This window comes from Nitrosospira sp. TNL300 (assembly GCF_055385915.1).
In genome coordinates this window covers 105,765-132,407 of the sequence record NZ_AP041005.1, presented here as the reverse complement: position 1 = coordinate 132,407, position 26,643 = coordinate 105,765, and the positions used below count along the sequence as shown (strand labels likewise).

17 protein-coding genes and 1 pseudogene are annotated in these 26,643 nt (G+C 52.4%); 7 read left to right on the top strand and 11 right to left on the bottom strand.

Features of this window, described 5'->3' with window-relative positions; translation table 11 throughout:
• Positions 1 to 172: 172 nt before the first annotated feature.
• From ACZ5BW_RS00605 to ACZ5BW_RS00590, 4 genes are all read right to left on the bottom strand, one after another.
• Positions 173 to 1,051 (bottom strand): DUF2971 domain-containing protein, encoded by an 879-nt coding sequence (locus ACZ5BW_RS00605; protein ID WP_464541498.1) that lies wholly within the window; start codon positions 1,049 to 1,051, stop codon positions 173 to 175.
• Positions 1,052 to 1,295: 244 nt separating this feature from the next.
• On the bottom strand, positions 1,296 to 2,066 hold the full coding sequence (locus ACZ5BW_RS00600) for a restriction endonuclease (RefSeq protein WP_464541496.1): 771 nt from the start codon (positions 2,064 to 2,066) through the stop codon (positions 1,296 to 1,298).
• Positions 2,067 to 2,102: 36 nt separating this feature from the next.
• A protein-coding gene (locus ACZ5BW_RS00595; protein WP_464541494.1) for an IS3 family transposase occupies positions 2,103 to 3,283 on the bottom strand; the annotation gives its coding sequence in 2 pieces (ribosomal slippage) (positions 2,103 to 3,013 and positions 3,013 to 3,283; 1,182 coding nt in all).
• 578 nt (positions 3,284 to 3,861) lie between these two features.
• Positions 3,862 to 5,015, bottom strand: a protein-coding gene (locus ACZ5BW_RS00590) for an IS3 family transposase (protein ID WP_464540779.1) whose coding sequence is annotated in 2 segments (ribosomal slippage) — positions 3,862 to 4,775 and positions 4,775 to 5,015 — 1,155 coding nt in all. Because the reading frame shifts where the segments join, the coding sequence is not laid out codon by codon here.
• A gap of 467 nt (positions 5,016 to 5,482) precedes the next feature.
• Between ACZ5BW_RS00590 and ACZ5BW_RS00585 the strand changes: the two genes are divergently transcribed.
• The 5 genes and pseudogenes from ACZ5BW_RS00585 (at position 5,483) to ACZ5BW_RS00565 (ending at position 13,666) form a co-directional block, all read left to right on the top strand.
• Entirely contained in the window at positions 5,483 to 9,085 is a 3,603-nt protein-coding gene (locus ACZ5BW_RS00585) for a hypothetical protein (RefSeq protein ID WP_464541492.1), read from the top strand.
• 1,319 nt (positions 9,086 to 10,404) lie between these two features.
• Positions 10,405 to 11,718 carry a hypothetical protein gene (locus ACZ5BW_RS00580; RefSeq protein WP_464541490.1) on the top strand — a complete coding sequence of 438 codons (1,314 nt, stop codon included), beginning with the start codon at positions 10,405 to 10,407 and terminating at the stop codon, positions 11,716 to 11,718.
• 360 nt (positions 11,719 to 12,078) lie between these two features.
• Positions 12,079 to 12,444 (top strand): annotated as a pseudogene (locus ACZ5BW_RS00575) (transposase); the annotation flags it as partial.
• A gap of 540 nt (positions 12,445 to 12,984) precedes the next feature.
• The gene (locus tag ACZ5BW_RS00570) at positions 12,985 to 13,164 is read left to right on the top strand and encodes a hypothetical protein (RefSeq protein WP_464541488.1); all 180 of its coding nucleotides are present in this window, start codon (positions 12,985 to 12,987) and stop codon (positions 13,162 to 13,164) included.
• Positions 13,165 to 13,477: 313 nt separating this feature from the next.
• Positions 13,478 to 13,666 carry a DUF3460 family protein gene (locus ACZ5BW_RS00565; RefSeq protein WP_074975297.1) on the top strand — a complete coding sequence of 63 codons (189 nt, stop codon included), beginning with the start codon at positions 13,478 to 13,480 and terminating at the stop codon, positions 13,664 to 13,666.
• A gap of 95 nt (positions 13,667 to 13,761) precedes the next feature.
• Here the strand turns inward: ACZ5BW_RS00565 and ACZ5BW_RS00560 are convergent, their stop codons facing one another.
• From ACZ5BW_RS00560 to miaA, 7 genes are all read right to left on the bottom strand, one after another.
• Positions 13,762 to 14,964, bottom strand: coding sequence for an acetyl-CoA C-acyltransferase (locus ACZ5BW_RS00560; RefSeq protein WP_464541484.1), 1,203 nt, complete (start codon positions 14,962 to 14,964; stop codon positions 13,762 to 13,764).
• Positions 14,965 to 15,127: 163 nt separating this feature from the next.
• Positions 15,128 to 17,680 carry a 3-hydroxyacyl-CoA dehydrogenase/enoyl-CoA hydratase family protein gene (locus tag ACZ5BW_RS00555; RefSeq protein WP_464541482.1) on the bottom strand — a complete coding sequence of 851 codons (2,553 nt, stop codon included), beginning with the start codon at positions 17,678 to 17,680 and terminating at the stop codon, positions 15,128 to 15,130.
• Between the two features lie 27 nt (positions 17,681 to 17,707).
• Positions 17,708 to 18,127: an acyl-CoA thioesterase gene (locus ACZ5BW_RS00550; protein WP_464541480.1), complete on the bottom strand. Its 420-nt coding sequence runs from the start codon at positions 18,125 to 18,127 to the stop codon at positions 17,708 to 17,710.
• Between the two features lie 109 nt (positions 18,128 to 18,236).
• On the bottom strand, positions 18,237 to 20,243 hold the full coding sequence (locus tag ACZ5BW_RS00545; protein WP_464541478.1) for an AMP-dependent synthetase/ligase: 2,007 nt from the start codon (positions 20,241 to 20,243) through the stop codon (positions 18,237 to 18,239).
• Positions 20,244 to 20,250: 7 nt separating this feature from the next.
• Positions 20,251 to 22,590 carry an acyl-CoA dehydrogenase gene (locus tag ACZ5BW_RS00540; protein ID WP_464541476.1) on the bottom strand — a complete coding sequence of 780 codons (2,340 nt, stop codon included), beginning with the start codon at positions 22,588 to 22,590 and terminating at the stop codon, positions 20,251 to 20,253.
• 65 nt (positions 22,591 to 22,655) lie between these two features.
• Complete coding sequence (locus ACZ5BW_RS00535; protein WP_464541474.1) at positions 22,656 to 23,012, bottom strand: BON domain-containing protein; 357 nt, start codon at positions 23,010 to 23,012, stop codon at positions 22,656 to 22,658.
• Positions 23,013 to 23,071: 59 nt separating this feature from the next.
• A complete protein-coding gene (gene miaA, locus ACZ5BW_RS00530) occupies positions 23,072 to 23,995 on the bottom strand; it encodes a tRNA (adenosine(37)-N6)-dimethylallyltransferase MiaA (protein WP_464543738.1) in 924 nt (307 codons plus the stop codon).
• Between the two features lie 318 nt (positions 23,996 to 24,313).
• On the opposite strand from miaA, the gene ACZ5BW_RS00525 reads away from it, so the two are divergent.
• Positions 24,314 to 25,468, top strand: a complete 1,155-nt coding sequence (locus ACZ5BW_RS00525; RefSeq protein ID WP_464541472.1) for a 3-deoxy-7-phosphoheptulonate synthase — start codon at positions 24,314 to 24,316, stop codon at positions 25,466 to 25,468.
• A gap of 123 nt (positions 25,469 to 25,591) precedes the next feature.
• A complete protein-coding gene (locus ACZ5BW_RS00520) occupies positions 25,592 to 26,611 on the top strand; it encodes a cobalamin-binding protein (protein ID WP_464541470.1) in 1,020 nt (339 codons plus the stop codon).
• The last annotated feature ends 32 nt before the right edge of the window (positions 26,612 to 26,643 follow it).

Genomic DNA, 26,643 nt, shown 5'->3' with positions numbered 1-26,643 from the left:
GTCCTGAGCCTAGCTAAGGAGTTTGGTATAAGCTGGGAGTTCTTTACCAGCATATTGTATAGCGGGTGGTAGGGGCAGGAGCTGCAGGAAGTTTTGAACCGGAGATAAAGGTAAAAGCTAGTAAAAAGAGAGTCAGGATAAAGATCAAGAGTGGGAAGTCTTTACTTGATGATCACCAATTATTGTATGGCAGGGCCGAGCGCTTTACCTCAACTCCATTGAGACCAGTTGCTTTCAGGAGCGTCCTAACGGAAGCCTCACAACGCAACTGATTCGGATTTGGCCCAACGATTACCTCACGTAGCGCGGTGTTAGCTGGGCTGGTAAGAATTTCTAACTCCACATATGGTGCCAAACATGAAGAACTGGTACGGAACTTGACCTGTTCCTTTGGTTCTTTTGCTATGATCCGCCATTCCGCTTCCTCGTGAAATCCCTCATTCTTAAAAGTCGGCACAAGCTGAGCAATTTCTGTGCACAGCCACGCTACAGCGGCATCCGCCTTGGGCTTGTCATGGCCTTGCGAGGCGCGGAGTCGGTTGTCTATTATAAAATCGACTTTCTCTTTTGAAGAGAGCGCGTTGTACTCCTCGCGACTCAATGGGGGCTTTGGAAACTTATTCAAGCAGCTCTCAACAAGCTCATGAATCTGTTTAATCTGATCCTGATGTTCGTAAATACATTTCTCCAGCTTGTAACCTTGACGCTCACAGAAAGTTTCCAGATCGTTGAAGTCGAAGCCTAGGCAAAAACCAGCACCTGCAGGGCAATAGCCCCGCCACTGGCTGAGCAAATCAGGCTTCTCGCTGAAAGCCGTCACATAGAGGTCACCAGCAGAGATCGCTTCTAACGCATGACGAACAGCCCATCCGAAGGCACTTAGATAGTCATCGTCCTGAAAGATGCCGCCGGCTACATACTTGGCGAAGGATAATCCATGGAAGAACTCACTCGAATCGTTTAATAATGTAGCGTGGGTAGCCCAGATGCTACCGCTCTGGATAATCCCGATAATGCCGTTCTGGCTGGTGTAGTGATACAGCATGCTCATTTTTATGCTATGGAAGGATTAGCAGGCTGTTTGCAAATTGGCCGACATTCAGCGGCATTAACATGTACGGATACGATTTTTTGCTAGCGAAGGACTCAACTCTTTAAAGCCCGTCTCGTTTTCTGAAGCAGTTACTTCTGGCTCGCCCAAGAGGCTCATTCAGCCTTTATCGCTTGAACAGATTCTCTCTAACCGGAGGGGACGGCAAAGTGCCCCTCCTACATGTGGTTCTTTGGAAATGAGGTTAGGCAAAGATGTTCTTACCGAAAACATCGTGAAATTCAGCCGTGATGCTCTGTAGCTTTCGTGCTATTTCAAAGGCAAGATCACGAAAGTAATTTGAGGAAAACGAAAACTCTATGCCATGTTGCTCTGCTATCACTGTCTTATACTTGGCTATGTCACTTGGAGCTGGGAAATTGGACCAATTTGGAAGGATGTTTGAAAAACGTGAAATCTGATGGAAAGCCATTCCCATTCCAAATACAGCATACCTCTCTTGAAGTCTCCTAACTTCTTCCTGCTTGTGAGCGGGAAGTTCCCGAATCAACCTTTCGCGCCTACTGTTCATCGGCTCAACGTATTGCAGCAAAATATCAGCAGCAAAACCGACCATAGGCATGAAGAACTTCTCCCACCATCGATCCAAGTATCTCTGTTGTAGCTCGAGATAGGTGAGGCCAACGATGTTAGTGTTCTGAAGGTACTGCCGCGCGCCCGACTGAAATCCCTCTCTCGAAACAATAAATCCGATATTTCCGCCTGTTTCATGCATCACGGTCGTGAAACTATGAACGACGGATTGGGGTATATGAGATGTCCAATTCTTACATTCAACTATGTATCGAATTCTATCGACACTATTTTCATCAACTGCATATACATCAATAGCGACCTCGCCCCGTGGAGTTTGAAGCCTCTTCTCCGTTTCGGCGCTAAGCCCGACCTCCCGAAGAAGCGCACATACCCCGGTCTGCAGTTGCCTCCAATCCACTGGAAATGGTGTTTCAATCATTGAGAGATCCTAATCGAAGGTATCTATTTGTAGTGGTCAAGTAATTTCAGACACTGAGATAGGTGGTGTTTCTGCCATTTTTCGTTCATAGACGACAGGTGACAGGTAGCCCAATTTCGAGTGTAGCCGGCTACTGTTGTAGAAGCATACGATGTAATCGGTAATATCTCGTTGAGCTTCTGCCTGATTGGCGTAATCTCGTTGCCATACGCGCTCCATTTTCAGGTTCAGAAAGAAACGCTCCATAACCGCATTATCCCAACAATCTCCCTTGCGGCTCATGCTGCAGCGAATGCGGTGCTGATTCAATAAGGCCTGGTATTCCAGACTGGCGTATTGACTCCCACGATCGGAATGCAACAGCAGTCCGGCAGGAGGTCTGCGCTGTGCAATGGCCATGCGCAATGCCGAGATAACCAAGCTGGTTGTCATGTTTAGCGCCATCGCCCAGCCAATGATCTTGCGGGAAAACAGGTCCATGACTGCCGCAAGATAGAGCCAGCCGGCACGCGTGCGCACATAGGTAATATCTGATACCCAGGCAAGATTCGGTAACGCCACTTCGAATTCTCGCTTAAGCAGATTCTCCGCTACTAGCAAGTCGTGCCGACTATCGGTAGTGCGAACAAACTTGCGTTTCCATACCGGACGCAATGTCGCTGCTTTCATTAAGCACCGCACGCGGTAGCGACCAATGGAAAATCCTTTAGCCTGCAAGACCCTGACCAGACGGCGGCTGCCGTAACTGCTGCCGCTGGCACTAAACGCAGCCTTGAGATGAACCGTGGCAGCGCTATCCACAGCGCGCGCAGTACGCTGCTGGTGCTGATAATAACCAGCACGGCTGACCTGCAATACCCGGCATAGCTGCTGCACAGGAATGGCCTTCTGTTGCAATTGGCGAACCAGCCGGTAGCTCATTTCAGTTCGCGGGCAAAGAAGGCCGAGGCTTTTTTTAATATGTCATTATCCATCCGCAATTGCCGGTTCTCGGCTTCCAATTGTCGGATGCGCTGCTGCTCGGCTGTGAGCGGCTTACCCATACCCACCTGGCCGTTCAGCTCCGCTGTATATTGCTTCACCCAGCGCCGAACTACTGTCTCTCCCAGATCCATGCTGCGGCAAACATCGGCTATACTCGTTCCCTGATCCTTCACCATCCGCGCAACCTCTAACTTGAAGCTGGCGTCAAATTCCCTCCGTGCCCTGCGTTCCATCTTCAAAACCTCCTCTTTAAGTAAATAATCCACTTATCGAGGTGTCTGTGCAAATTAAACCACTACAATTCTATGTTTTATAGCTGAGCGAACAATTGGACGTAGGTACACCTACCACTTCCTACCACTTGTATCAATGCTCAATTTTCCTATCTGGTAATTTCAAAGCGAGCTAAAAGGCGGGCAAGGGGTTTTGAAGAAAATTCCCTAAATAGTTAGGGCAAAAATGAAGGCGGTGTCGAAAAGCTTTCTTTTGTTTGTGAAGGGCAGGATGCATGTGGGCATTCCATTTTTCATGCAGAAAGGAAACGGCCACAAAAGAATTTATGAATTAATGGCCTGCCAGGAAGCTGGCTTACGCTATAGTCCCACTAAATGGATCCGCTTAATAAATTGTCTTCCCTCTGCCTCTCCCGCTACCACATGACCGTCGATGTTCTGGCACAGCCAAATGATCATTTGCTCTCACAGGGATTTAAGATGCTGGGATAGAGAGCCGCTCATAAATCAAAACGGTGTCTAGTGATAGGCTTTTAGGGGGATTAAAACATCTATCACTAGAGCTAGCTCTCGGGGTTTTACCCCATTTCTCCGGACGGTTTGGTTAAGCCTAAATCCTGCTTCTGACGCATTTCCAGTTGTCGCCGTTTTCGCGGGTTATGGAATCGCTCGATATAGTCGAAGATATCTGTGCGTGCCTCAGCCCGGGTTCGATACTGGCGACGATAGATTCGCTCCCGCTTGAGCAAGCCAAAGAAGCTCTCTGCTGCCGCGTTGTCGGCACAACTGCCGACAGCGCTCATGCTGCAAATCAGATTGTGTCCTTGCAGGAAACGTTGATACTCGTCACTGGTAAACTGACAGCCGCGATCTGAGTGCAGGATGACCGCAGTTTTTGCCTCGCGTTGCCAAAGCGCCATGAGTACGGCCTGCAGCACCAGTTGCCGATCCTGGCAGTGGCTCATCGACCAGCCGACCACGATGCCCGAGTACAGGTCCACGACCACGCACAGATAAAGCCAGCTTTCCTGAGTGCGCACATAGGTTATGTCCGTCACCCACCGGCTGTTGGGCTCACTTGCTGTAAAGTCCCGCTGCAGGTGATTGTGCACATTCTCTGGTCGAAGGCCACAGACCTTCTTGTGCCAGCGTTTACGCTGCGGGATGCCATGCAATTCCTGCTCTCGCATCAGCCGTGCCACACGGTTCAACCCGCATGCCTCACCTTCATAACGCAATTCCTTCCAGACTCGTGGACTGCCCATCACCCCATCGCTGCCATCATGAATCTTCCTGATGCTCTCCAGCAAACGCCGGTCATCCTGCGCTCTCTGACTCAAGGGCCGATCTCGCCAATCATAGTAGCCGCTGGTTGATACATGCAGACAACGACACATCAGACGAATGGGGAAGGTATCGCGGCAGCGTTCGATCATGCGATATCTCATTTCGACGCTTTCGCGAAGAACGCCGCCGCTTCTCTTAAAAAATCCCGTTCCTTCCTGACCTGGATCAGCTCACGTTTGAGCGCAGCCATTTCCTCATCACGGGGCCTGCCCTGCCCCGGAAAGGCTTTATTGCCAACCGAACTCATTTCCCGGCACCAGCGGCTCAGCATATTGGGATCAATCCCCAGATCACGCGCGATCTGGCTTGCCGGAACATTTGAAGATCGAACCAACTGTACCGCTTCCTGCTTGAACTCCGCTGCGTATTTCCTTCGCCTTGCCATGACACACCTCCTGACTCATTATCAGCCTTTTTAGATGTGTCCGTGAAATCGGGGGAAAACCCAGCCCACTCGTGAGAGATTAGATTGAGCTATATACAACTGTAGGAGTTCCATAGACTTAAATCGTCAACCTTCAAATCGCTTGAAGCATTCTAAGTACCATGTATGGTGGGAGCACTCTGACTGGAAAGTTAGTGAAAGTGGACTATTTTTATAAGAGGACTGATGAAGCAGTTCTTACACCCCTTGGAGGCATCACACTCTTCTCACCTCAAGTTCTGAAGACTGTACGGACGTTTTGGAATAATCCAAGGATTGCATTCCTGTCAAAGGATGCAAGGGCGATTGCGTCTCCTGCCTAACTCTTGAAGGTGTGTACCTTCAGGGGTGACATGGTCTGCCAAGATGCTCTTGGCGACGTCATGCGACTAATTCTATTTTTTTGCTTTTTATAGAGGGCATCCATCATGGCCAACAAGGTTGCTGGAAGGGTCATCATACAAAATACCAATAAGGGAATTGAAGATTTATTGGTCGTTCTATACGACATTGACGCCTCCACAATCCCTCAAAACGACGAGTTTGGTAGAGATCGAGGCGGGGACGATCCAATTGGATCTCTTTTCCCTCAATCTTCTCCAAGTCGGTTTTGGCTCGATTTCCCAGGCGATAGAATCGGCTCGGTTTTGACAGGTCGGCGTGGTTGGTTCGAATTGGAATACGATGATAAAGCCTTTCGTATTAGCAATACAGAGAAACGACCGGACCTAGTCCTGCTCGTTCTCGGTCCCGATCATCCTCCTTTTTCAACAATAAGTGCTCGTTTGCTGCACGCGGCCATTATTGTTCGAGCCAATGCAGGTGTTATTGAACATTATATTATTTCAATCAGTGCCCAAGCTCTGCGGGAAAAAGGGGTTTACTTAGAGGAAGCGCGAAATACAGCTGACGATATACGCAGAGAGTTGCGCGATGCCGAAAATGAAAAGAAACAGAGCTCGTCCGTTATCCGTGATTATTTGGCTAAACCAGAATTAGTAGCGACGCGTGAGCGTTTCCGAGATTTTGCAGCATCAGTGCCAAGTAAGCTACTCACGCTCGCACCCTCAACAACTAAACAATACTATTTGGAGCGCGGGAAATCTTTTTCTGAAGTGCACCATGTAGCAATCACTGCTGGTATAAGCAAACTGGCTTCGAGCCACCAGGACTACTCCATTTCGGCAAGTATGAATCCGGAAATGCTTCTACAGCTAGGGCTTGACTCATCCTTGATTGATGCACAGCCAGTTTCGGTCTGCGAGTTGTTATCTAGGAAAGGAATGGGTTTGGAGCTTGTTAGAATACGACGCCTTCTCGATGAGGTTAAGGCAAAAAAACGAGCCGCCGATATCACTCCTCAAGCTCCTACCGACTCTCTACCTTCTACACCCTCATCTCCGGTCGACTCATCAGATCCCAGATCCTTTCTTATAGAGCGAGTGCTCGGACAGGTTGCCGAACTTGCACCATTGCCAAGGACCAACGAAGCTAGCTCAACAATCAACGAACTCCAAAAAATCAAAAATACTATTAGTAATTTAGAGCTTTCAGGGGGACCGGCCAATGTAACTGCTTTTCATGATATCCAAACTTTGCAGATTGCTTTTGAAGACGTATGGACGGCTGCGTTCGATAATTCTCTTCAAGACAAAGTCCTGGAGCTTTACAAAGAGGTAACCAGTATTCACGATGACTACGGGCTGGAAGTGCCACCCTTAGAAGACGTCGCAGATGCCAACGAATTGCGGGAATATCTAGACCAGCTTAAAGGTGCAACAGGAGCGCTAGCGATTTACACGACGATACCATATGAGGTGAAAAAATGTTTTCCGCAGCTAGATTTGAGCACTTGGAACAGACTAGAAGAATCTGGACGCAATGCTCTTAAGGATGCTGCAAATAATTACTTAAGACCGTGGAGCTCAGGAAATGATCTAAATCCTGACATTACTTGGTTTACAAGCCAAGAATATCTGGATCAGGTATTTGAAAACGCAGTTAAATTTCAACAAAATTCGCCGCTTGCACGCACAGAAAGGTTTATCCTCGATATTGCAGAACGTCTAAACGAGCCGTATACCTTCAAGTATTACGCCCCAGGGACCGTCAATTACGGAATCATGGTCACATATCGTCAAGAATGGATTCCCGAGACTTACCAAGTTGGACGACTTATCTCGACCGTTCCATTGGCTCCAGGAGAAACACGTAAGCTGAAGATAACGCGTACTCTTAAGAAAACTCGCACAGAGAAGGCTATCGAGAAAGCACTTGTCGAATCAAAGGCGGAGCGGCAATACACGAGCCGAGCCGAGCTGGAAGTTATGTCCAAGGTGATGAGTAGCAATAACTTTCGCATGTCAGCTACAGGCAGCCTCAACATGGGTATAGGCGAGCTAAGTAGTACTAGTGAATTTGCTGCAAATCAATCTGCTGAAACTACTCAACAAAAGAAGCAGATGCTGGAAAGCCTTGAGAAGGCTGCGGAAAGCGTGCGGCAGGAAAGTGAAATAGGAATTGAAACTGTAGACAGCTCGGATGTCGGCTATGAATCGGCGACAGAATTTTCAAATCCTAATAATGAACTCACAGTGACCTACCTTCTTTACGAGCTGGAAAGACGTTATCGCGTCACAAGCCGTCCTCACAAGGTAACTCCTGTCATCTTGGTGGCTATTGATATTCCGGCACCTCATGAAATTACCGAAGGTTGGATCCTCGAGCATTCTTGGATTATTAGGCGAGTTTTGCTTGATGATGGTTTTGCCGATGCTCTATCTTACATAGAGGACGGCTTAAGTGCTGAGGCTATCGATATTGAGGTTAAAAAAACTCAGTGGGATAAACAACTGGAGCTCGTCAAAACTCTCCAATCTGATCTGGAAAAACTGCTAGGTCTAAGAGATCAGCGTCAGTCATCGATCGTAAATCTAATGGAGGCCGGGGACATAGCGAAGGCACAGCAGCTTGATGACGGCGCACGCGTTGCCGCTGCCATATTTTCTGGTGGAATTTCAGAATTATTTGGCGGCGGTACAAGCGATCGAGACGAGGTAATAAAGGCACGAAGAGAGGCGGCGGAAAAGGCTCTCGAATTTCTTAACTCTCGCATCGAGTCTTTAAACGATAGGCTTTCTACTTCTCAAAAAGCACTCAGTGATGCTGCAAACAGCTATACGGCTGCAGTGAAGGAAAGAGCCCAGAAAGACACAAAGGTCCGGCAACTTAAACTCCATTTGAGGCAAAACATTCTTCATTATGTTCATAGCATTCTCGATTATAAGCATCCCGATCAACTATTCTATGAACTAAACGATATGGAAGTTCCTTTCTTCGAGGCCGCGACGACTAGCTGCACAATTCGGAAAGCAACTGCAGATGAGATTGAGGAAGGCATCCCCGGTATCATGCGAGATGGTGAACAATATGTAGTTCACTGCAGTCCGCCCGTTCCTCCGACTCTTACGGATACATTACCGAAAAAGCGCTTAGGTCAGATTGCTGATCTCAACCGGCCCCTTGGTTATAAGGGAAATTATATTATTTTCGCACTTAAGACCTGCTCCTATTTAACCGATTATATGAGTCGCGAGTTCATTGATGAGTATTTTGGACTGCGCGATCCTAGCACGGGCCTCGGTTATACTGGGGAGGAGATGCTAGCGTATGCACAAGAAGTTCTTAACAATCCAGCATCAGGGTTAACGGAAGAAGAAAAAGCATCGCTCTTGCGAGCAGTAGCAAGAGAGCTCACTAATCCCATTGGTGGAAAAGAAACTATTATTTTGCCTACCGGGCAGCTTTATATGGAAGCGCTGAAAGGGCACCAGACTTTGCTTGAAAACTTCAAGCTGGCGCACCGGGGAATGGACATGCTTAAGGTTCAGGAAGAAGTGCGCGAGAAACGCCTGGAAAATTTAAGGGTTGCATCCAGACTTGTAGCAGGTGAGAGAGGTGATCCAGACGTAGAAAAAATGATCGTCGTTCAAAGTAATGACAGCGATGTCATCATCTCGCCTGATGCGTGAAAATTCCGCCAGGATAATTATCCATGACAATTTTATCCCTCTTTGCGTCCGGTTACCCGACACCGTATGCATCGGACGAAGATGAAATAAGGGCGGTCGAATATCCGCGCAGACACCCAACCGCTGATCCTGAGAATCCATCCCAGCATTGGTGGCCTCACACTGTGGATTTTGAAGCAGCCGCACGAAGGCATAGCTCCGGTGGGCCTATTGTTGGAGTCGGTAGCGTACAACAATTACTGAACGCAATAAGAGGGGCGAGTTCAAGTCTGAGCGAAGTCAGATGGTATGGTCATGGGGCGAGGCAAGAACTGCAGTTTGGTCGCGGAGAGGTCCTATCTAACGCACAGCTTGCACATTTGCCCGATATTTCATCTCGTTTTGTTGAAGGGGGGAAAATCACTTTTTACGCATGCAACGCTGGTTACACAGAAACATTTTTTGGGGAGATTGCTAACAGATTAAAAGTTGAGGTTTGCGGATTTTCAAGGGGGGTTGAATGGGTTTTAGAGTGGAGACCTGAAACACCTCCCCCGAGCAGGACAATTACGTACCGTGGCTTTCGAAATGGGAGCCTACCAAATCCGACGATTTGCAAAAGGGTGTCGATTGTACCAACTGGACTGTTAGTCCGAGGCAAGATGCAAAATGCAGGGCGGCCCGATGAAAATGCACGTGGAATTTCAAACAGAAACATTCACGATCGTGGTCTGTAAGAGAGCCATTTCTTCTTTGTGACCCAGTTCTATAACGACTGCTACCTAGTTCATGGGCAAGAACAAAAGGAATAGGAAAGGAACTGCGTAGGCTAACGATGCGCACTTGCTGTGAGACTTGACTCCGCAACAGAAGCTTCTGATAACTTCAATCTCCTCTTAGGAGTAAAACATGAACGCGCTCAGATCAGACAGTTGTTCGATATCGTGCCAATCCTCCTTTCCAATGATTGACCTTCGATTACTACAGATTAATTGATTCCAAATTATGATATCGAACTTGGGATATTAATGTCGCAGCATGATGCTCTTCGGTCGAGAGCGAGAGGCACCAGCGATCGCGGAAGCAGTGGTCGAGCCGTGGCTTCACGCGGGACCAGCAGAACACCAGCTGATCGCGCCACCGATCGTTCCAGTACCCTGCCTCGTCATTCGCGGAGTGGCGGAACAGATTCGCTTATACAACCTGCCGCTAGCCATAGGCAAGTTGAGGAGATGGTGCGGCACCGGCAGCGGGTGCTTGATCGATTGTCGGCCGTGCTTCGGGCTGAGGCGTCGGCCGCGCTGGATTCAAGTGAAAATCTAATTCGGGCCAAAGCGGAAATGGCACGGCTCGAGAGAGATTTTCGTGAAGTTATGCAACGCAGTCAGGTATCACCATTTGGTACATCACATCCACGTGTCTTAACCGCGTCTGATCGTCCACAAGCGCTTCGATATTTTGATGACGCTTTTGACCTTGGACATGCTAGATGGGACGAAGCACGCCAACGAATGTGGCAGCGTGTCTATCGAAACCCCGAAACTCTGCAAATTTTAACAGCTGAAAGAGCTGCGGGAAGGATAAGTATCAGTGATAGTGATATGGCGCGTGGTAGAGCCTTACAATTTCAAGACTTTGACGATAGGGGAAGGCCTCTTGGATTTATCACTATCGATATTGATCACATGTTGCCAAGGGAACGGGTACCTTTCTATGCTTTTAGCCCGGACAACTTTCACCTACAGACGGGCCGTTTTAATCAGCGTTGGTTGAACCCTTTTAGCAGGGAGTCTCCGTTTCCTATGGGGCGGTATGGTGTTTCTGACGAAATCGAAGATTTCGTTCAAGCAAATCAGCTTAGCCGTCGACAACGACCTGTCAGCGAAAGACGACCGCGCCGACGCCGCGGCGGAGGGGCTGCTCGCATAGCGGGATTGCTGATGATTTTATTTGCTGCTGACCGCTTACGCAATTACGCAGAAGCGGCAGATCGATTGCGTCAGACGCGCCGAAGGCGTAGTCGGCTGAGCCGAGCACTTGGTGCGATTGATCGAGATGTAGTTAATATCGGAAATTTGCAAAATTGGATAGAAAGAGTCTTTAGTATTGAACCTCTTGAGGTGAGCTCAGATCGAGCAACGCAACTGCGTGCAGCTGTACAACAAATGATGCGGCGAGACTATGAGCGGCGCGGTATAGGGTTTCAACATTTTGAGCATGAATTCGAGCAAGCTGTCATGAGACGCGATGTTGAGTATCTAGCGAATGATCTAATGTATCAGATCGGTATAGGAGGGCCTTATCTGGACGTAGGTGGACCAGTGAGGACTCTCGGTAATCTAGAGCAAATAACAGCAACGCGTGAGTTAATACAAACCCGACTCGCGTCACGGGAGGAGTTTCTTCGCCGAGCGGAAGCAGCAGAAGAGTTTAACGAAATACAGACCGAGCACTTGGAGGAGGAAGCAGCGGGCTTAGCAATATCAATTGCCGATATGTTGACTTTGCACGAGGCGTCACAAGAAATCGCCAACTCTTATCGGCTTTACATCAATTACCTAAGTGAATTCGATCTTAGCCTGCTGAGTGCACGTACTGTCGACATGGATCGGAAGCAGCGACTCTTGCGAGCCATCGACGAACTTCAGGCATAGTAGGCAAAGCCTGACAATGAAACGGTTGAGTGCGCTTCAGCGCAAGTCGTTGCGGTCTACACTTATGCCCCGAGGACGTAAACACCGGCGCGCCAGGAGTGAAGTTGGCGTTGACGGTCACCCGTCCATTCGATGGTTACAATAATATGCTGACCACAATACGTAACTCGCCGCTTCGCCAACGGCACAGGTGGCTTTCGGAGCGATTTCATCCGCAGACACGTCGATGATTTGCGCAGCTTTGTTTAGCGCTGATCTACTCTCTCAGCATCTTTTGTAGCCATGCATGCCCCACTTTATGTGCTCTCCATAAAACGCATTGGAATCTAGTAAAGTTCGTTTTTCGAGAGGAGAACGGACGTGAAGAAGCGATTTACGGATGAGCAAATTATTGGATTTCTGAAGCAGGCAGATGGAGGCATTCCGGTCAGGGAATTGTGCCTCCAGCATGGTTTTTTCCGATGCCTCGTTTTACACCTGGCGTGCCAAGTTTGGTGGGATGACAGTATCGGACGCCAAGCGGTTGCGCGATCTTGAAGCAGAGAATGCTCAGCTCAAGAAGCTTTTAGCCGAGTCGCTTCTGGACGCTCAAGCCTTGAAGGTTGCTTTGGGCCGAAAGCATTAACTCCACAGGCCAAGCGTGAGGCAGTGATGGCGATGCTTGAGCAGACGAACGTTTCCGAACGCCATGCCTGCCTGCTTGTGGATATACCACATACGGCGATGCAGAATGACTGCCAACCTGAGGATCCTTTGCTGAGAAATCTGCTCACCAAATTCACTATTTTTACCCATGATAACGTATTTTATCATGGGTAAAATCCAGCCAAGGATGCCGCCCAAAATTATGATAGACCGGGCGCAAGCTCCGGCAGGAGGAGCTGCAGCCCTCAAGGCGGATATCGACCAGGCCTTGAATGAGATTGCGGCCAGACGGCTGACTGAATCGTGAGCGGATCGTCGAGCGTGCCAGGAAACTGCTGGCTGTGCGCATCGAGTTGACAGCTGGAACCAGCTTGGCGTGGATATGGGCCTATATGACATGGTGTGCATATAAAGGATATAGGGAAAAATCGGGAGGCCCAGCTTGCAGTTCCTCCCAGAGTGCGCCTGTGTTGCGGTCAATGGAAACTGTGATGAGAGCTGGATTGAGAGCGGTAATTTTCGCTCTCTGTCCCCAAGGCGTTAATTGTTCGCGTGTTGAAAAAAAGATTGTCCCCATGATCAGCATAGATACTGGCTTACTTGCCCCCAGGATGGATTTGCATGAGTGAAGGACTAATGGTGTCCCCGACAGCCCCGACTGCGCCTACCTCCGGCAGTGCTTTGACCTGGCGCATTCGCGCGCTCACTGATGTCCCGCCCGAGATCGAGTGGTTCGCCAATATCGACAACCGGCAGACCGGTGAGCGTATCAGGAGTTACATATTCCGGCATAGAGTCTAATAGGCGAAACGGTACGCCAATCGAAAGAAGCGATACGCAGTGAACAAGGCTGTTTATGCAGCCTTTCTTTTTTATTGCGGCTTTGCGCCATTTCTATTTCTTATTTACTGAATTACGGCTCTCCGTATTACCGGACGTTCAAGATAGCGTCAAAAGGTAAACGCAGCCGTAATATTACCCCTACCATTTATCATCGCGTTTTATCCGTCTCACCTAGATCTTCCCTGATGCCCATGATGCGAAATAGCGGGATTTGTGGTAAAGTTTTCAGGCGGTTGTAACTGGAGAATGGAAGGAAAAAGTAAGGAAGATCATGGCGAAATTTTACGAATCCGATCACACCCGGTTCATGCGTGAACTGTTCGAGAAAAATCCGAAATTGCCTGAGGACCAGAGGGAAGCGCGCGCAATCTGGTGGGACAAAAAGCTGGACCCGGAAGAGCGCCGGCGCTTCAAGGAATCCGCGGTGCAGCAAAAGGCTTACGTCTATTTCGGAAAATAGGCATACCGCCTGGGAGCCTGGAAGCTTTTCCGGGCACTACCGCTCCCTCCGGGAATTCTCCAGTGCGGCGGAGTGGCCGAAAGCGGTGAAACACCTTACATTGCTTCAAACACTCCTGCTGCACCCATCCCGGTGCCCACGCACATGGTCACCATGCCATACTTCTGGTGATGTCGGCGCAAGCCATGCAATAGTGTGGCAACGCGAATAGCACCGGTGGCCCCCAACGGATGGCCGAGCGCAATGGCCCCCCCGAGTGGGTTAACCTTCTCCCGGTCCAACCCGAGATCATTGATGACTGCAAGGCTTTGCGCGGCAAAAGCCTCGTTCAACTCGATCCAGTCGAGGTCGTCCTGTTTCAGTCCCACCTGCTTTAACACCCTCGGTATTGCCTTCACCGGACCGATGCCCATGATTTCCGGCGGCACGCCCACTACAGAATAGCCGAGAAAGCGTCCCATCGGCGTCAGGTTGAACCGCTTCAATGCGTCTTCGCTTGCCAGCACCACCGCACCTGCGCCATCAGACATCTGCGAACTGTTGCCCGCTGTCACCGTACCATGGGCTGCAAACACCGGCTTGAGTCTGGAAAGAACTTCCGGGTTCGTGCCCGGACGCGGGCCTTCATCGGTATCTCGAACTACTGCCACATCGCGTATTTCGTGGGAAGCAAGATCGGGCCGTTTTTCCACTACTGTATAGGGTGCGATTTCCTGCTCGAATTCCCCCGTCTCGATTGCTTTCAGCGCCCTTGCGTGGCTCGTCGTCGCAAACTCATCCTGCGCCTCACGGCTGATCTGCCACCGCTGCGCGACTTTTTCCCCGGTAATGCCCATGCCATAGGCGATCGCCACGTTTTCATCGCGCAGGAATATGGCCGGGTCCAAGGCCGGCTTGTTGCCTGACATCGGCACCATGCTCATGCTCTCGGTGCCGGCTGCTATGATCACATCGGCATCCCCCAGCCGGATACGGTCGGCGGCAAGCGCCACGGTCTGCAATCCCGATGCGCAGAAACGGTTCACTGTCATTCCGGGCACGCTGTTCGGCAACCCTGCCAGCAGAAGCGAGATCCGCGCGACGTTCAATCCCTGCTCCGCCTCCGGCATGGCGCAACCTGCTATCACATCATCGATGGCAGCAGGATCAAGACCTTCACACTGATTGACGGCAGCCTTCAATACATGGGCGAGCATGTCGTCGGGGCGCACGGTCTTAAACATTCCGCGCGGCGCCTTCCCTACCGGTGTACGGACGGCAGATACGATGTAAGCTTCCCCGGTTTGCTTCGTTGTCATGATGAATTTCCTTTACGCTGATTCACAATAAAAACGGTGATGGCTTTGACCGTCTTCGGCTTCCCTGTCGCACTCATTGAAAACTGCTTTCGTTGCCTTTTTCGTTCTTATCTGCGTTTGTTCTTCCTGATCAGCGGTAAGTCGCTAAATTGCCCAGCTTTTCTCAGTTCCTGAGGGGTTTTCCCGTTTTCAGGGTATGCTCGATGCGTGCCTGGGTCTTTTCGGTTGCCAGCAGTTCGATAAACGCATCCCGTTCAAGTTCCAGGAACCATTCTTCATCAACCAGGCTTCCGGGCGTGAGTTCTCCGCCGCACATCACAGAGGCAATCCTGGTGCCGATCAGAAAGTCATGATCTGAGATAAAGTTGCCTTCGTGCATGTTAACCAGCATGCCTTTGATGTTCGCGATGCCGGTGGTGCCGGCAACGGGGATACGGCGCGCTCTCAGCGGAGGGCGATAGCCCGCGTCCGCCATTGCCACCGCTAGCGCCTTGGCAATATAAAGCAGTTCAAACCGGTTCATCACGATTTCGTCGGCACGTCGCAGATACCCGAGCTCTTTGGCTTCCTCCGCACTTTTCGACACTTGCGCCGTTGCCACGCTTTGAAAGTAATTTTTCAGTACGGGAAAAGGATCACCGTCTGTCGCCTTCTGCGCTGCGCGCAGCGCCAGCTCCTTGCAGCCTCCTCCCGCTGGCAGCAATCCCACGCCCGCTTCCACCAGTCCGATATAACTCTCCAAGGTAGCGACCGCACGATCACAATGCATGATGAATTCGCAACCGCCTCCCAGCGCAAGTCCATCCACTGCCGCTACCGTGGGAATCGTCGAATAGCGCAACGCCTGTGAAGTCTGCTGGAACTGCGCAATCATGGCTTCCACTTCCGCCAGCTTTCCCGCCATCAGGGCATCCGCAAGATTGAGCTTGCGTGCGGCTTTGAGTACGGCGGATTGTGCCGTTTTCTTGAATTTCTTCGCCAGTACGTTGAGGGCTGAAGGAGGTTCTTCGTTCTTAAAGCGCTCGGTTGCCTTCTTCAGGTTGGCGCCGACAGAAAAGGGAGGCTCGGTCTGCCAGATTATCAGGGCGCGCCAGTTACGCTCAGCTTCGTCTATCGCCTGCTGAATTCCATCCAGCACGTCACTGCCGATAGTGTGCATCTTGCTCTTGAAGCTGAGTATGGCAATGCCGTCATCGCCCTTTTCCGTGCGGCCACCTGCTTCAGTCTTTTCCGGCATGCACCACATCCGCACCGCCTGGGTTTCAAATACGGTCTGGCCATACTGCGGCTCTTCGCTCAGCAGCCGGTCGGGGAACAGTTGCCGCCGGTATACCGGTAGCGAGGAGCGCGGCCGAAAGCTCTTGCTGGAAGGCGCATAAGAGCCTGACTTCCTGTGTACACCCTGTATGTCCGGGTTGACTGCCTGCGCCGGACTTTGCCCCAACTCATGCACCCACTCCGGCAACGAAGCATTGCTCATACTTTTTCCAGCGGCGATATCTTCGCTGATCCATCTGCTGATCTCGCCCCATCCGGCGGCCTGCCAGGTTTCAAACGGACCCTGAGTCCAGCCGAAGCCCCAGCGCATGGCAAAATCGAGGTCGCGGGCATTGTCCGCTATTTCCTCGAGATGCACCGCGCAGTAATGAAACAGATCGCGGAACACCGTCCACAGGAACTGGGCTTGCGGATGAGGACTGGAGCGCAGCGCACCCAGTTTGCCGGCAGGACTTTTGTCTTTGAGCAGTTCTGCTATGTCATCGTCCACCTTGCCCGCCGAGAGCACATATTCGTTTCGCGCAATATCCAGTACGTGAATGTCCTTGCCTGTTTTCTGATATACCCCGCGCTTTACCTTCTGACCTAGCGCGCCTTTGTCTATCAGGGCTTGCAACCAGGATGGCACTGCATAGTATTCGTGCCAGGGGTCGTCTGGCAGCATTTCGCGCATGGTATTGATCACATGGGCAAGAATATCCAGTCCTACCAGGTCGGCCGTACGGAAAGTCGCGCTTTTCGGGCGGCCAATGAGGGAACCGGTCAGAGCATCCACCACGTCGAATCCAAGTCCGAACTCGCTTGCATGGTGCATGGTGGCAAGCATGGAAAATACACCGATCCGGTTGGCGATAAAATTGGGTGTATCTTTCGCGCGGATGACACCCTTGCCCAGGTAAGTAACCAGGAAGGCTTCCAGGTCGTCGAGCATGGCGCTATCGCTGGCTGTACAGGGAATCAATTCCACCAGGTGCATGTAGCGCGGCGGATTGAAAAAATGGATACCGCAGAAACGGTGGCGCAGAGTTTCCGGGAACACCTGCGCCAATTGGTTGATGGATAGCCCCGATGTGTTGCTGGCAAAAATTGTGCGTTTCCCCAGATACGGCGCTATTTTTGCGTACAGCCCCGTTTTCAGATCCATGCGCTCCGCAATCGCTTCAATTACAAGATCGCACTCCCCGAGCAGTTCAAGGTTCTGGTCGTAGTTTGCAGGCTGTATGAATGTTGCCCTGGCTGGGCTCGACAGTGGGTGGGGGTCCTGCTTTTTAAGATTTTCGATTGCCTTGACGACATTCGCATTGGGATCCTCTCCGGCGGAAAGCTCGAACAGGAGAGTTTCAACATTCGCATTGATCAGATGCGCCGCAATCTGCGCTCCCATGACTCCTGCGCCGAGAACCGCGGCCTTGCGCACGGTGAATTCAGAATTATTCACTTTTGCCTCCAATACGATATGTCCACATCACTCGGGAGGAACCACGCGCGGCTTGCGATGCTCATCGACCGCAACATAGGTTAACACCGCTTCCGTCACCCGACAGCATATTTCCTTGTCGCCCTGCCGTAATCCGCGCTGTGCATACACGACCACATCCACCGTAATCGAGGTTCGCCCAATCCGGACGATATTGGCATAGAAGCTTACGACATCGCCGACGAATACCGGTTGCTTGAACACGAAGGAATTCACGGCCACGGTCACGACGCGACCACGAGCCCGGCGGATGGCGGGAAGGCTGCCGGCGATATCCACTTGCGCCATGATCCAGCCGCCGAATACGTCTCCCGCATAATTCGTATCCGTAGGCATCGGCACCAGCCGCAGTACCGGGTCGGAACTCTCAGGCAGCGATACCTGAGATTCAGCGTCACTGTCTGTCATTTTTCATGATTTCACAGGATAAGTTGCGTAGGATGGGGGAGGCTTAAGCCGTAACCCATCAATTGCCGGTGCTGTCATTTTTCATGATTTTGCAGGCTAGGCCGCCTGCTCACTGCTTCGTGTAGAGCCTGTCCACCTCGCTTTTGTAGTGGTTCAGCACATAAGTGCGCCGCAGTTTCAACGTCGGTGTCAACATCTGGTTCTCGATTGTCCACGGCTCGGTCACCACGGCAATGCGATATATCCTGGCATACCCCGGAAATCCTTTGATCTGATACGCGATCCGTTCCAGCAGGATTTCTTCGAACTTCGGATCGCCCGACAGGCGGCGCCAGTCCCGATCGAGATTGTGTTCATCTGCCATGCGTTCCCAATTTCCGGAATTGAGAACTGCCAGCACCGCTAAGTGAGGACGTCCCTCGCCAATCACCATGACCTGTTCAAATAACGGATCCCGCAGAATCGCTGCTTCCATGTTGGCAGGCGGGATTTTTTCTCCGGTGGACATGACAATGATTTCCTTCACCCGACCGGTAATGGTGATATGCCCGGACTCGTCGATTGCCGCGATGTCACCCGAATTGAGCCAGCCGTCCGGAGTCATTACTGCTCGCGTGGCCTCCTCATCGTTCCAGTAACCGAGCATGACGTTGGGTCCGCGAATAAGCAGGGCATTCTGCTCGCCGAGCTTCACCTCCACCCCTGGAATAGGCCGTCCGACACTTGCCGGAGCATTGTCCTCGATCGTATTGCAGCAAACGACCGGGCTGCTTTCCGTCATACCGTAGCCCTGGAGGATGGGCAGGCCCAGACCGATAAATATGCGGGAAACATCGCTTGACAATGCAGCACCGCCACTCATCGCTGCGCGCAGCCGCCCGCCCAGTTTGCTCATCACCTTCTTTGCCACCAGTATTTCCAGCAATGGCCACAACGCATGGGAAAAATGCTTCTCGGCGCGCCCCTGCTGATACTCGAACCGGTTGTACCCGATCTCGACTGCAAGGTCGAACAGCTTGCGGCTCAGCAGGGAGCCCTCCGCCAGCCTGGCGCGAATGCCAGCATATACGCGCTCATAGATTCGGGGCACCGAAACGAGGATGGTCGGCCGGATGATCAGCAGGTCCTCCTGCAACTGGGGAATCGAGCGCGCATACGCCACTGTCGAACCCCGCATCATCGGCACATAATAACCGGCAGTTCGCTCAAACGTGTGGGACAACGGCAAAAAGGAGAGCAGCACATCGCTTTCTTTGATCGGCACGACCTGCAGGCAGCTATGCGCATTGGTCAGTATATTATGATGACTGAGCATCACACCCTTCGGGGGCCCGGATGTGCCCGATGTATAAATGATGGTAGCCAGCTGATGCGGGTCACGAGCGAGGACACGGCTTAGCGCGGCTTCTTCCGAAGCTTGATGGTCCGGCTCCGCAGGAAGCTGATAGACGGGTTCCACGCTTGGGAATGCTTGCGGCGACTCGGTCGGCCTCTCGCCGGGGAACCACTCTGGCAGCCAGTCATGCAGCGCAAGTACGAGTTCGTTCCCTGCTCTATGACCTTGCCTGACACTGCCCTGGATAATGATGACGCGCACAAGCCCTGCGATCTGATCCCCCCCTTCGGAGAAAGCGAGCCACTGCCCCAGTTCTTCCAGCAGAAGTATCTTGACGCCTGCATCCTGAAGGATATAGCCCGCATTATCCGGGCGATCAGTGGGATAGAGCGGCACTACCACCAGCCCGAGCCTCAGCGCAGCCTGTTCGAACATTACCCATTCCGGGCAGTTTCTTAACATTATCCCGACACGGTCACCCGGTCTGAGCTTTTCCTTCGATAGCGCAATCACCCAGTGTGCAATGCGCTCATCCATTCGCGACCAGGTAAGGTCACGCCATTTGCCGCTCGAGCGGTCATAATCCCGATAGGCTATCGCTTCGGGCGTGCGGCGTACCCGCTCGCGGAACAATCCATCGAGAGTTCCCGCAATTTCCACCGAAATGATGCCCGCCATGTCCTGCCTTCCAGATGTTGTAGGGATTTCCGCTTCGCTTGGCGTTGCTGCCGGAGATAACGCCGCTCGAACCTGCTGCCGGCTGGCGGAGGCATTGTTCATATATTGCTCATGCGTTGGTTGGCGAAGTAGCCTCAGTTGTCTTGTCCGACCTGGAGCCAAAGTCAGAAGGAAAATCATCCACCATGATCACGCGGCGGCGCAAGTCTCCCATTTTTTTCAATATCTCCAGTTCCGTAGACGTAATGATTCTTTGCTTGAGGGCAACCTCGATACTCTCTTCTTCCTGCGCGGGAATCTGCCCGCTCTTTATCGCCGTACGCAACTTGGCTTCTGTTGCTTCACAGGACACTGCACGCTGCAGTGCCTGTTCCAGAATATTCAGCGGCTCGTCTTTGGCTGTGGGTATGTAAATACCGGCAGTGAGGCGATCACGTGCGTCGCCAGGTGCCAGCATCAATTCTGCAATTTTGTGCTCCAGTTCGTCCGGGGGCGGAGAGAACGGCTTGCCCAGCGGAAACACCATGAATCGCAGTACGCGTCGTGTAAATCCGGTAGCGGGAAAATTATCCAGTACCCCATCGAATGCCTGTTGCACGCGATACAACGCATCCTGCATGCACCAATGCAGCAGCGGCAGGTCAGAAGGGGGTTGGTGATCGTCCTTGAAGCGTTTCAGCACAGCGGAGCATAAATAGAGAAGGCTTAGAATATCGCCCAGGCGCGCAGACAAACGCTCCCTGCGTTTGAGCGCCCCGCCCAGAACCAGAAGGGAGATATCGGCGAGAAAGGCGAAGGAGGCCGAGCAACGCGTCAGCTGGCTGTAGTAGCTGTGTACTTCCGGATCTGTGTTGAGCGGCACCTTCGCAAACCTGCCGCTGGTAAGCCCGTGCATGAGCGACCGTAAGCCATTGCCGACCGTAAAGACAAAATGCCTGGCCAGAGCCTTGTCGAATTCCACCAACCCCCGCTTCGTGTCGGAATCCCCCGCGGCGCGGATTTCCTTCAGCAGATACGGATGGCAACGTATCGCGCCCTGACCGAAAATGATCAGGTTTCGCGTGAGGATGTTGGCGCCTTCCACAGTGATGCTGACGGGAATCTGCTGATAGCTGCGTCCTAGGTGATTGCCGGGTCCCAGGCAGATGCCTTTGCCTCCATGCACATCCATTGCATCGTTGATCACCTCGCGTCCCCGCTCAGTGAGATGGTATTTGACAATGGCAGAGATCACGGAAGGCTTTTCCCCGAGATCCACTGCCCCGGCAGTCATCATTCGCGCCGCATCCATCATGTAGGTATGGCCCCCGATGCGTGCAAGCGCTTCTTCAACACCCTCAAAAAATCCGATAGGCTGCTTGAACTGCACACGCACTCTGCTGTAAGCGCCCGTTGCGCGTGCGGCCAGCTTGGCTCCTCCGGTGCTCGTGGCAGGCAGGGAGATGGAGCGGCCCACGGCAAGGCAGTTCATCAGCATGCGCCAGCCCCGGCCTACTCCTTCGATTCCTCCTATCACATACTCCATGGGTATGAAAACGTCTTTTCCCGAATTGGGCCCGTTCTGAAAGGCGGCATCGAGTGGAAAATGGCGGCGACCGATCTCAACACCTGGCGTGTCAGTGGGAATCAGCGCCAGGGTGATGCCAAGATCTTTCTGGCCACCCAGAAGTCCATCCGGATCATGGAGCTTGAATGCAAGTCCGAGGAGGGTTGCCACCGGGCCGAGCGTGATATAGCGCTTCTCCCAGGTCACGCGCATGCCCAGCACCTTCTCATTACCCTTGAATGTGCCATAACATATGATGGCCGAATCGGGAATGGCGCTTGCATCCGAACCTGCTTCAGGCCCGGTGAGCGCGAAACATGGCACCTCCAATCCTTTCGCGAGCCGTGGAAGATAGTAATTCTTCTGCTCTTCCGTGCCATATTGCAGCAGCAGTTCAGCGGGGCCCAGCGAATTTGGCACCATTACGGTCACTGCCGCGGTGCCGCTGCGTGAACTGATTTTCATGACCACCTCGGAGTGCGCCAGCGCGGAAAAGCCGAGCCCCCCGTACTCCCTGGGAATAATCATGCCAAAAAAACCCTGGTCCTTGATGAACTGCCATACATGGGGCGGCAGATCATGCAGTTCCCACGTGATCTGCCATTCGTCCAGCATCGCGCACAGTTCTTCCACAGGGCCATCCAGAAAGGCTTTTTCTTCCGCCTCCAGCTTGGGCTTGGGGAATGCCAGCAGCTTGTTCCAGTCCGGCCTGCCGCCGAACAGCTCTGCCTCCCACCATACCGTGCCGGCATCCAGCGCTTCCTGCTCGGTTTGCGAGATAGGGGGCAGAATCTTACGGAAGATTTTCAGCAGGCGGCTGGAAATGAGGATGCGGCGCACCTGCGGTACGAAAATGATAACGCTGACAACTAAAATCAGCGTCAGAAGCAGAGATGAGATCAAGGTAATTTTCCTTGGTAGGTTTGTGACACCTGTAAAAAGCCGACTCTATATACTGATGCGGCTTCTCAGCCGTCAGCCGGAGGGGGAGCGCCGCGGACATTCATCTTGTTATCCACTTTCTTCACTCCTTCAACCATCCACGCGAGCATGTTGACACGATCGAGTTGAGCCTGATTATCCGCAAAACCGCTCAGCATTACCGTTCCGTTGTGCGCTTCCACCCGGACGTCGAGATGCCGGACTTCCGGATCCGCCTTCAAGGCGCCCTGTATCGAACTGTTGAGCGTGCTATCGTCCACAACCGCCTGGGGGTCCGGCGTCTTCCATGATTCATGCACCTTCTCTTCTTTTCCGCAACTCGCCAGGGAGAGGGCGCCTGCGAGGGCAACGGCTAAAACTACGGGTTTATATCTATCGATCATTTTATTTTTCCTGGTCAGAATAAAAAATACCAATCTCGCGCTGATCAAATAATTACCGATTATGAAACCTCTGTAAACTTCAATCCAGTGTTGAGGAGGTACGTTTTCACCTGTTCAGGCAGATTTTCTTCCAGGCAGTCGAATTCTCTGGTTTCTTTCATGGAACGAAGCCAGGTGAGTTGGCGTTTCGCCAATTGCCGGGTTGCGGCCACCGCCATTTCCCGCATTCGCAATGCGTCGGTTGCCTTTTCCAGATGCATCCATACCTGCCGGTAACCCACGCACCGCATCGAAGGGTTTTCATCGCTCAGATAGAATTTATCACGGATCGCGCGCACCTCATCAATTAATCCATGCTTCAGCATCTGCTCGAAGCGGCGTGCGATGCGCTGATGCAGCACCTGACGGTTGCCGGGAACGAGCGCTATCTTGACCACCTCGTAGGGTAGTGAAACATTTTTCGGCTTGCCCAGTATTTCCGACATGGGTTTGCCGGTGAGATAAAACACTTCCAGGGCGCGCTGTATGCGCTGGCTGTCGGTTGGTTTGATGCGTTCCGCGCTGACGGAGTCAAGCCGGAACAACTCCTGGTGCATCGCAGGCCAACTGCTTTTCCGGGCTTTAGCTTCAATCGCAGCGCGCATGTCGCTGTCCGCGGAAGGAAGTTCCGAAAGTCCCTCAAGGAGCGCCTTGAAATAGAGCATCGTGCCGCCCGCCAGAAGCGGAATATTGCCGCGGTCCGCGATCTGCCGCATCGTGCGCAGTGCATCAGTGCGGAACCGGGCAGCAGAATAATGCTCATGCGGATCGATCAGATCGATGAGATGATGAGGCGTGGCCGCCAGCGCTTCTGCGCCTGGTTTCGCGGTGCCGATATTCATGTGGCGATAGACCTGGGCCGAATCCACGCTGATGATCTCCACCGGAAGATAACGTGCGATATGCAGCGCGAGTCCGCTTTTCCCGCTTGCCGTCGGTCCCATCAGAAAAATCGCAGGCGGATAGGGGGAATAGGCTGCTTTCTTTTCATTCCGGATTCTTCTGCCCTGTTCTGTCACGGTAGCCGGGAAGAGTCTATGCCTATGGCAGTTGCCTGCGTCGCGGATCAACTTCTGTATTTTCGCCAAAGCGCTTCGGCGGTTCCCAGTTTGCGTCGCGAATGGCTCGGGATTGAAATCTGTTTTATTCAAGGGATTAAACGCGATATTCGATTGAATGACAAGCATTGGTTTTTTCGGTTAGAATCCGTTCCTTGGCCGGGGCGTCCAGGCCCGCGCGTTTGCCCAAACCAATTCTATTTTATGATTCTTGTACTTAGTCCGGATACCGGACCTGAAAGTCCCAACTACAAACAGTTATTGGCGTATCTTGCCAATATGCCGGGAATATCCACTCGAGTACGCACCGAGGTCGGCAGCGAGCAGACGCTCACCGAAGTGTATCTGATCGGGAACACGAAGGCGCTGCTGGTCGAGGATATGCAAAACCTGCCCTGTGTGGAGCAGGTTGTCCGGATCTCGGAGGAGTATCGTGTTCTTGGCCGGCATAAGGATGATCACAGGCCTACCTATTTCGATTATAACGGAGTGCGCTTCGGTCAGGATACGCTGAACGTTTTTGCCGGACTGTGCGCAGTGGATACGCTCGAACACGTCGAACTGATGATGCAGGCGCTGCGGGACAACGGACAAGTGTGCACCCGCATGGGAGCTTACAAGCCCCGTACCAGCCCCTATTCGTTTCAGGGCCACGGCAAGGCCTGTCTGCCCTACGTATTCGAACTGGCCGGAAAATACGGCATCAGGGTGATAGCCATGGAAATCACCCATGAATCCCATCTCGAAGAAATCTGTGATGCGCTTTATCGAACGGGCAATGCCACCGGTGTCATGCTGCAGATCGGCACGCGCAACACACAGAATTTCGAGCTGCTGAAAATAGTGGGACGCCAGCAGGATTTTCCGGTGCTGCTCAAGCGTGGTTTTGGTATTACCCTGGATGAGTCCCTCAATGCTGCGGAATATCTGGCATCCGAGGGTAACCGCAAAGTCGTTTTCGGTCTGCGCGGCATGAAAACCAACATGGGAGATCCGCATCGCAATTTCGTCGATTTTGCCCATGTGCCAGTGGTCAAACGACTGACACGCATGCCGGTCTGCATTGATCCATCGCATTCTGTCGGAATGAGAGCCGCGTCCCCGGATGGCGTACTCGATATCATGCATGCAACTGCGCAAGGCGTCATTGCCGGCGCCAATATGATACTGGTGGATTTTCACCCCGCGCCGGGCAAAGCGCTGGTGGATGGACCTCAGGCACTGTTGATGAGGGAATTGCCGCTTTTCCTGGAAGACGTGGCCATTGCGCGAAAAGCCTACGAGCAGCGTGTTGCCCTTGCCCAGCGTTATCAGGAGGATGCCGAGCCGGCACTGCCCTCCTCGGTACAAAGCGCCTGAATTGCCTGTCTGAATTTCTTTTCGGCTAGACACCCCAGGCACGCCGCCCTGCCGGATGCCTTCAGCTTTCCCTTTCTCATTCTTTCCAGTCCTTCTCCATAGATATGCCGGGAGGAGAGCAGCGTGACCTTGATACGCCAGGTCCTGATGCTGCTGTTCGCGTTGTTTACATCGGCTCTCATGGATTCCGACTATGCTGGCGAAATTCGATCGGCATCCTCCCCGGGTTTTGCTGCTCCGGCAACCGGAACTTCTTTGCCGGGTTTTCCGGAGACAATGACGGACGATGACGGTCGCAGTGTTCGTATGACTCACGCTGCAATGCGCATCATTTCACTTTCACCCAACATCACCGAACTTGTGTTTGCAGCGGGGGCCGGGGAAAAGCTGGTGGGCGTCAGCAGGCACAGCAATTATCCGGATGCTGCAAAATCCATTCCCGACATAGGGGACTCGTTCAGTCTGGATCTTGAAAGAATTGTCGCGCTACAGCCCGATCTGCTGCTGGCCTGGGGCAGTGGCAAGGCCAGAGCCGATATCGAGAAGCTGGAAAGACTTGGCCTGACCGTTTTTACGACAGAGGCGGTCACGCTGGCTGATGTGCCGCGCCTGCTGCGAACAATCGGCAGACTGGCCGGAACCGCAGGATCGGCGGAACGGACGGCGAAGACCTATGAAGAGGCGTTGCAACAGATCGAGAACAGCTACAGCAACCGGCCGAAGGTCAGCGTATTCCAGTTGATCTGGCATCAGCCGCTGATGACGGTAAACAACCAGCACCTCATCAGCGATGTCATCCGCGTATGCGGCGGCACGAACGTGTTTGCGCTGTCATCTTCCCTGACGCCAGTGGTATCCGGGGAAAACCTGCTTGAGGCGGATCCGGATGCCATCATCAGCAGCGTCTTATTGGAGCAGGACGAAAGCGCGCCGGCTGAAGTCAAAGTTTTCCTCCGGCAGTTTTCCCAGCTCAGCGCGGTGAGGAATAACAATGTATTTTTCGTGCACCCCGATCTGATCCAGCGACAGACGACGCGCGTGTTACAGGGGACTCGCCTGGTTTGCGAACAGCTGGAACGCGTTCGTTCCCGCCGGAAAATCGACCGCTTGCCTGATCCTGATTTTCGTACTCCTCCGCCATGAACATGCACCGGGCAGGCGCTCGGAAACGGATT